Source organism: Thiocapsa sp., from assembly GCF_011390875.1.
In the GTDB taxonomy this organism is placed as follows: Bacteria; Pseudomonadota; Gammaproteobacteria; order Chromatiales; family Chromatiaceae; genus Thiocapsa.
Genome location: NZ_JAABRP010000048.1, coordinates 1 through 277, shown reverse-complemented (window position 1 = coordinate 277; position 277 = coordinate 1). Strand labels below are relative to the sequence as shown.

Sequence of the window (277 nt, the reverse complement as noted above, 5' to 3'; positions counted from 1 at the left end):
GATCACCGGCACCTCCTCGGCCTTCGTCAAGCCCCGCGCCGACCTCGGCGCGGAGACGCAGGGGAGCGATGACGCACCGCAAGACGCGACGCCGGTTGCCGCGGAGAAGACCGACCTGATGGGCTACGGCCTGTCCTTCGACCAGGCCCTCGGCGATCGTCTCGGCGCCTTCCTGCGCCTGGCCTGGACCGACCACCAGGGCATCCTCGACTACCGCGGACTTTACACCGGCGGTCTGCAGCTCGGCGGCGGCCTGTGGGGCCGCGAGGCCGACACC

Annotated in this window: 1 pseudogene; it reads left to right on the top strand. The window is 71.8% G+C overall.

Going from position 1 to position 277, the window contains the following annotated elements:
* Positions 1-277: pseudogene (locus GPT33_RS05670) on the top strand (porin); the annotation flags it as partial.